At 70.2% G+C, this 6,937-nt stretch carries 6 protein-coding genes; 2 read left to right on the forward strand and 4 right to left on the reverse strand.

Annotated features, from left to right (window positions below):
• Window position 1 precedes the first annotated feature (1 nt).
• Window positions 2-772 (forward strand): TrmH family RNA methyltransferase, encoded by a 771-nt coding sequence (locus ABD256_RS18685; RefSeq protein ID WP_344419906.1) that lies wholly within the window; start codon window positions 2-4, stop codon window positions 770-772.
• Here the strand turns inward: ABD256_RS18685 and ABD256_RS18690 are convergent.
• Window positions 756-1,151, reverse strand: a complete 396-nt coding sequence (locus ABD256_RS18690) for an HAD family hydrolase (protein ID WP_344419909.1) — start codon at window positions 1,149-1,151, stop codon at window positions 756-758. The two genes, ABD256_RS18685 and ABD256_RS18690, sit on opposite strands and share 17 nt — an antisense overlap.
• A gap of 151 nt (window positions 1,152-1,302) precedes the next feature.
• Here ABD256_RS18690 and ABD256_RS18695 point away from each other — a divergent pair, with 151 nt between their 5' ends.
• Window positions 1,303-1,746, forward strand: a complete 444-nt coding sequence (locus ABD256_RS18695; RefSeq protein ID WP_344419912.1) for an Rv3235 family protein — start codon at window positions 1,303-1,305, stop codon at window positions 1,744-1,746.
• Window positions 1,747-1,808: 62 nt separating this feature from the next.
• Here ABD256_RS18695 and secA read toward each other — a convergent pair whose 3' ends face one another.
• The 3 genes from secA to ABD256_RS18710 all read right to left on the reverse strand — a co-directional run bounded on the left by secA (window position 1,809) and on the right by ABD256_RS18710 (window position 6,747).
• Complete coding sequence (gene secA / locus ABD256_RS18700; RefSeq protein ID WP_344419915.1) at window positions 1,809-4,637, reverse strand: preprotein translocase subunit SecA; 2,829 nt, start codon at window positions 4,635-4,637, stop codon at window positions 1,809-1,811.
• Window positions 4,638-4,813: 176 nt separating this feature from the next.
• Window positions 4,814-5,509, reverse strand: a complete 696-nt coding sequence (gene hpf / locus ABD256_RS18705) for a ribosome hibernation-promoting factor, HPF/YfiA family (protein WP_344419917.1) — start codon at window positions 5,507-5,509, stop codon at window positions 4,814-4,816.
• Window positions 5,510-6,081: 572 nt separating this feature from the next.
• Window positions 6,082-6,747: a ComF family protein gene (locus ABD256_RS18710; RefSeq protein ID WP_344419920.1), complete on the reverse strand. Its 666-nt coding sequence runs from the start codon at window positions 6,745-6,747 to the stop codon at window positions 6,082-6,084.
• Between the last annotated feature and the right edge of the window lie 190 nt (window positions 6,748-6,937).

Here is a 6,937-nt window from a genome sequence, read left to right on the forward strand (position 1 = left end):
TGTGGGTGATGAGTCGACAGTCTCGCCGAAGGACCGCTTCCTGACCGTGTACGGCCGGAAGCCGGTGCTGGAAGCGCTCGACGACCCGGCGCTCGAAGTCGACAAGGTGATCCTCGCCGACACGGTGCGCGGGCCGAACGCGGCCGAGATCCAGCGAGCCGCGAAATCGGCGGGTGTGCGCGTCGAACGCGCGAGCGCGCACCGGGTGAAGGTCCTCGCCGGCAACGGGAAACAGGACCAGGGCGTGCTCGCCGACGTCGTCGCGCCCCGTATGCGGCCGCTGGCCACCGCGCTCGGATCCCGTGCGCCGGAACGCGTTCTCGTGCTCGACGGCATCACCACCCCGGCCAACGTCGGCATGATCCTGCGCACCGCGACCGCCGCCGGGCTCGGCGGCGTGGTCGTCCCCCGCCGCGGTGTCGCGGCGCTCGATCCCCTGGTGGTCAAGGCATCCGCGGGTGTCGCGTTCCGCGCGCCGGTGCTGCGCTGCGGCACCGCTCGCGAAGCCGCGGAGCTGCTCGTGGAAGCCGGGTACGGGCTGTACGCGCTCGGCGCGTCCGGGGACGGCTCGCTGTTCGACGTGGACCTCCCGCGCCGCGCCGCCTTCGTCCTCGGCGGCGAGACGAACGGGGTGAGCGCCGAAGTCGCCGAGCTCGTCGCGGGCTGGGTGTCGATCCCGATGCCGGGCGAGGTCGAATCCCTCAACGTGTCCGCGGCCGCGGCGGTGCTCTCGTTCGAACTCGTCCGCCGCGCCGTCACAACGCGGAGCTGAACAGGATCTCCAGCTCTCCGAGCGTTTCGGGGACCGAAGTGTGGTGCACGCCCGCCATCCCGGCACCCACCGCGCCCGCCACGTTGACCGCGGCGTCGTCGACGAACACGCACGCGTTCGCGGGCAGGCCCAGCCGTTCCGCGGTCAGGAGGAACACTTCGCGCGACGGTTTGGCGCATCCGACCTCCCCGGAGTAGACCTGCGCGTCGAAGAACGGTTCCAGCTTGCGGCGAACCGAACCGCCACCCGCCGCGTTCGACAGCAGTGCCGTCCTGATCCCCCGATCGCGCAGCTTGTCCAGCAGTGCCAGCAGTTCGCCCGACTCCGGCTCGGTCAGCACCCCGGCGAAGTCGAGCACCAGTCCCCTCGGCCCGTTCATCCCCCGATGGTGCCCTATCGCGGTGCCGCCGCGCAGCCGCCGGGAACCACCGCGATTCACCACCTCGTGGCGAGGCGGCCCGACGGCCGTCCGGCGGTTCCTCTATCCCCCGGCGGTCCTGGGGAGGGCCGGATCGAGGGGGATCGCGAACATGGACAGTGCCCAGCGCAGACCGAAGCGGCTCGTGCCGCTCACCCAGATCGAGGAGTTCCGCCCGCGGGCGCGCGCCCGGCCACGCCCGCAGCGCGCCGCGACGGAACGGAAGCTCGGCGGCGCGCAGCGGACGCTGCCCGACTTCACCACGCTGTTCTCGGCGATCCTCGAAGTGCGTGAAGGCCATCGGGCGGCCGTGCAGGTGCGGCGCTTCCTGCACCCGCGGCTGTACGTGCGCCTCACCAACCGCGGCGTCGCCGGGGGCACCCGCTATACCGTGCGGTCCGTGCGGGCCACCTCGCCGGTGCGGGGCGTCGTGGAGACCTGCGGTGTCGTGTACAGCCAGGGGCGCGCGCTGGCCGTCACCGCGCGGTTCGAACGGCAGCGCGACGGCTGGCTGTGCACCGAGTTCGCGCTCCTCACCGGGCAGCCGACGGACTGAAAAGGGGCCTCCCCGGCGGTGAAAACCGCGGAGGCCCCTTCAGCCTTTCAGCGTGCGACCCGTCAGCGGCGCGGGCCCTTCTTGCCCTTCTTCGCCTGCGCGCGGGCCGCGGCGCGCCGCTCGCGACGCGTACCGCCGCCGGAAGCGTCGTCGTCCTCGTCGTCGGCGGTGTCACCGTGCGACTCGACACCGCCGTCCTCGGACGGGCCGGAGAAGGTCATCGCGCGCGGGCCGCCGCCGTCGAGGCCCTTGCCGCGCAACGCGGACGGCACCTGCTGCTCCGGCGGGGCGGGCTGCGGCGGGGTCGGCTGCGCGTGCCTGCCGCCTTCGTCCGGCACGCCGTTGCCGGTGGCCACCGGCAGCGCGCTCGCGTCCGGCTGCGCCGACTGCTCCGGCTCCGCCTGCTCGACCTGCAGGTTGAACAGGAAGCCGACGGCCTCCTCGCGCAGCGAGTCCTGCATCGCGTTGAACATGTCGTAGCCCTCGCGCTGGTACTCGATCAGCGGGTCGCGCTGGGCCATCGCGCGCAGGCCGATGCCCTCCTTGAGGTAGTCCATCTCGTAGAGGTGCTCGCGCCACTTCCGGTCCAGCACGGACAGCAGCACACGCCGCTCGAGCTCGCGCATCGCGCCCTCGCCGACCTGGGCGTCGATCTCCGACTCGCGGCGCGCGTAGGCGCCCTGCGCGTCTTCCAGCACGACCTCGCGCAGCCGGTCGGCGTCGAGGTCGTCCTCTTCCTCGACGACCTCCTCCCAGTCCAGCGTGACCGGGTACAGCGTCTTGAGCGCCGTCCACAGCTTCTTGTGATCCCAGTCCTCGGCGTAGCCCTCGGAGGTGGCGCCGTCGACGTAGGCCGTCACGACGTCGCGCAGCATGTGCTCGACCTGGTCGTGCAGGTCCTCGCCCTCCAGCACGCGCAGCCGCTCGGCGTAGATCACCTTGCGCTGCTCGTTCATCACCTCGTCGTACTTGAGGACGTTCTTGCGGATCTCCATGTTCTGCTGCTCGACCTGCGTCTGCGCGCTCTTGATCGCCTTGGAGACCAGCTTCGCCTCGATCGGCGTGTCGTCGGGGAGGCGCATCGTGGTCATCACGCGCTCGACCATCGCCGCGTTGAACCGGCGCATGAGCTCGTCGCCGAGCGAGAGGTAGAACCGGGACTCGCCGGGGTCGCCCTGGCGGCCGGAGCGGCCGCGGAGCTGGTTGTCGATCCGGCGCGACTCGTGGCGCTCGGTGCCCAGCACGTACAGCCCGCCCGCCTCGCGGACCTCTTCGGCCTCGGACTTCACCGCGGTCTTGACCTCTTCGAGCACCTTCGGCCACGCGGCCTCGTACTCCTCCGAGTTCTCCACCGGGTCGAGGCCGCGGTCGCGCAGTTCCTCGTCGGCGATGATGTCCGGGTTGCCGCCGAGCACGACGTCGGTGCCTCGACCGGCCATGTTCGTCGCCACCGTGACCGCGCCCTTGCGCCCCGCGCGCGCCACGATCAGCGCCTCGCGGTCGTGGTGCTTCGCGTTCAGGACCTCGTGCGGCACGTTCAGCTTGAGCAGCAGCTTCGACAGGTGCTCGGACTTCTCGACGCTCGTGGTGCCGACCAGCACCGGCTGGCCCTTCTCGTGCCGCTCCGCGATGTCCTCGGCCACGGCCTCGAACTTGGCCTGCTCGGTCTTGTAGATCAGGTCGGCCTGGTCGCGCCGGACCATCGGGCGGTTCGTCGGGATCGGCACCACACCCAGCTTGTAGGTCTGGTGGAACTCGGCGGCCTCGGTTTCGGCGGTACCGGTCATCCCGGACAGCTTGTCGTAGAGCCGGAAGTAGTTCTGCAGCGTGATCGTGGCGAGCGTCTGGTTCTCCGCCTTGATCTCGACGCCTTCCTTGGCCTCGATCGCCTGGTGCATACCCTCGTTGTAGCGGCGGCCGTGCAGGATGCGGCCGGTGAACTCGTCGACGATCAGCACCTCGCCGCCGCGGACGATGTAGTCCTTGTCCTTCTTGTAGAGCTCCTTGGCCTTGAGCGCGTTCTGCAGGTAGCCCACCAGCGGCGTGTTCGCGGCCTCGTAGAGGTTCTCGATGCCGAGCTGGTCCTCGATGAACGCGACGCCCTTCTCGCTGACACCGACGGTGCGCTTGCGGATGTCGACCTCGTAGTGGATGTCGGGCTTCATCAGCGGCGACATCCTGGCGAACTCGACGTACCAGCGCGACGAGTTGTCCGCGGGGCCCGAAATGATCAGCGGTGTCCGCGCCTCGTCGATCAGGATCGAGTCGACCTCGTCGACCACCGCGAAGAAGTGCCCGCGCTGCACGCAGTCGTCGAGGCTCCAGGCCATGTTGTCGCGCAGGTAGTCGAAGCCGAACTCGTTGTTCGTGCCGTAGGTGATGTCCGCGTGGTAGGCGGCCCTGCGCTGCTCCGGCGACAGCTCGGAGAGGATGACGCCGACCTCGAGGCCGAGGAAGCGGTGGATCCGGCCCATCCACTCCGCGTCGCGCTTGGCGAGGTAGTCGTTGACCGTGACCACGTGCACGCCTTCGCCCGCGATCGCGTTCAGGTAGGCGGGCAGCACGCAGGTCAGGGTCTTGCCCTCACCGGTCTTCATCTCGGCGACCTGGCCGAGGTGCAGCGCCGCGCCCCCCATCACCTGCACGTCGAAGTGCCGCTGGCCGATCACCCGCCAGGCCGCCTCGCGGGCCACCGCGAACGCCTCGGGCAGCAGGTCGTCGAGGGACTCGCCCGCCTGGTACCGCTCGCGGAACTCGTCGGTCTTCGCGCGCAGATCGGCGTCCGAGAGGTCCTTGACGTCGTCTTCGAGGGTGTTGATGTGGTCTGCGATGTGCCGCAGGCGCTTGAGCATCTTGCCCTCGCCCGCGCGGAGCAGGCGGTTGAGAACCATCGTCTTCAGACCTCACTAGCTTGTGTCTTGGGGCGAACGCGCGTCGGTACCACGGCCCCCGACGGCGACCGTGTTCACCCCATCGTAGGGAAGGCCACCCCACCGGTGCACGTCCCGTACCGGACACGCGGCGGCGGCCCGCGCGCGAACGCACGGGCCGCCGACGAAAGACCCGGTCAGCCGAGCCTGATGACGCCGTAGTCGAAGCCCTTTCTCCGGTAGACGACGCTGGGCCGGCCCGCGTCGGAGTCGAAGAACAGGTAGAAGTCGTGACCGACCAGCTCCATTTCGTAGAGCGCCTGGTCGACCGTCATGGGATCGGCGGAATGTTGTTTCTCGCGGACGATGCTGCCGGGTGGGTATTCGGCTACACCGTCGTCCCATCGCTGGTGCGGCAGTTCGATTTCCTCCGCGACCGAGCCGTTCACCATCTCGGTTTCCGGAAGCGACGGCGCTTCGAGTACCGCGGTGCTGGCCGCGGGGCGCCTTCCGCCGTCCGTGGGAACCGGACCGCCGCCGGCTGCCATCGAAGTCGCTTCGGCGACCGATTCCGAACGGCGTCGTCCGTAGTGGACACGACGCCGGTCGTGCAGCTTGCGCATGCGGCTTTCCAGTTTGCTCACCGCGGAGTCGAGCGCGGCATAGAAGTCACCCGCACAGGCCTCGGCACGCACGGCCGGGCCCTTTCCCTTTCCGGTGATTTCCACTCGCTGGCAGCTCTTCGACTGCCTGCGGTTCGGTTCGTGGAAGAGCTCCACGTCGTACCGGATGACTTTCCTGTCGTAGCGCTCAAGACGGGCCAGCTTTTCGCTGACGTGGGCCCGATAGTGCTCGGGCACCTCCACGTTGCGGCCCTTAACGACGATGTCCATACACGACCTCCCTCGCTGAGATGTCTGCGAGCTGGTGGATCACTACGGCGCCGGTGAAGAAGTACTTTCGGGGACTTGGAAAGCCCGTACCAGGGCGGTGAGGAAACCCGGCGGAACAGCCAATACGACGTCTCGTGGCGTTCCGCCGACCAGGCTCAGCGCTCCTCCGGCGCCAGGGTCATGGGCTGATCACCTCCCTGCCTGCCGGGATTGCTGATAGCGGAGCACGTTAGCCGGGTAACGCCGATCACAACAGCCCCCGAGGCGGGGGATGTCGAGGCGTGAGATCCGACTACTCCGCGCAGCGAAAAACCCGGGATTTCCGTCCAGACACAACCCGTTCGGACCAGCCTTCGAGTGGACAATTCACCTTGACAGCCCCTCGAAACCGGCCGATCCGGGCCGAGCGTGAGCACCGGGGCGGTCGCGTCCGCCACCCCGGTGGAGCGGCCTCGCGTCGGTGTGGTTCCGGCGGTGGGCCTCATACCCGGACAACGGACGGCACCGCGTACGCGTTCCCGCCGAATATCACTCGTGTAGGTGACGCCTGGATTGGCGCCGGTGCACCCAGCTCAGGCCGCCGAGGTCAGCGCCAGCACCGCGGCGACCCGGCAACCAGCACTTTCGAGCGCGGCGGTGCACACCGCTGCCGTCGCACCCGTGGTGAGCACGTCGTCGACCAGCACCACCCGCGTGCCCGGCGCGGGCAGGCCGCGCACGTCCACCTCGATCCCGCCTTCGAGGTTCGCCGCGCGCTCCGCCCTGGCCAGCCCCACCGCGTCCCGCACCCCGGCGGCCGTCACCAGCGCGGGCGCCACCGCCGCGCGGTACCCCGCCCCGGCCAGCGTCCCCGCGCACCGCCTAGCCAGCTCCAGCACGTGCGGGCCACCGCGCAGCCGCGACGCCGCCCGCGCCGACGGCGCGGGCACCAGCCACCACACCCCGTCCGGACCGGTCAGCCCGCCCGGCAGGAACGGCACCGCCCGCGCCAGCGCCGCACCCAGCACCGGCGCCAGGTCGCGCCTGCCGCGCTCCTTGTAGGCGAGCACCAGCCGCCGCGGCACCCCGCGGTACCGCGCCAGCGCGAACGCCCCCGGCACGCACCCCACCACCGACGGCGACCCGAACACCCCCGCGCACGGCTCGCAGCAAGCCGCGCCCAGCCCGCCGCACCCGGCGCAGACCCCGGGCAGCACCAACTCCACCGCCCGCCTGAACATCCCAGATCGCTCCCCCATGCACCGCAGCATGCACCGGGGCACCGACAGTATTTTTATCGGTCGTCAGAATTTGCGCTGCCAGGGCGCGGCTCTCAGCGTGTGTGGCAGTTGGTCGCGGGGTGCGCCCTGCCATCGCAAATTCAGAGGGCCCAGGGGGCCCTGCGACCGACTTGCACGCTCCCGGCGCGCGGGGCGCGCCGGATCGCCG

This window comes from Amycolatopsis minnesotensis, assembly GCF_039529815.1.
Classification (GTDB): Bacteria; Actinomycetota; Actinomycetes; order Mycobacteriales; family Pseudonocardiaceae; genus Amycolatopsis; species Amycolatopsis minnesotensis.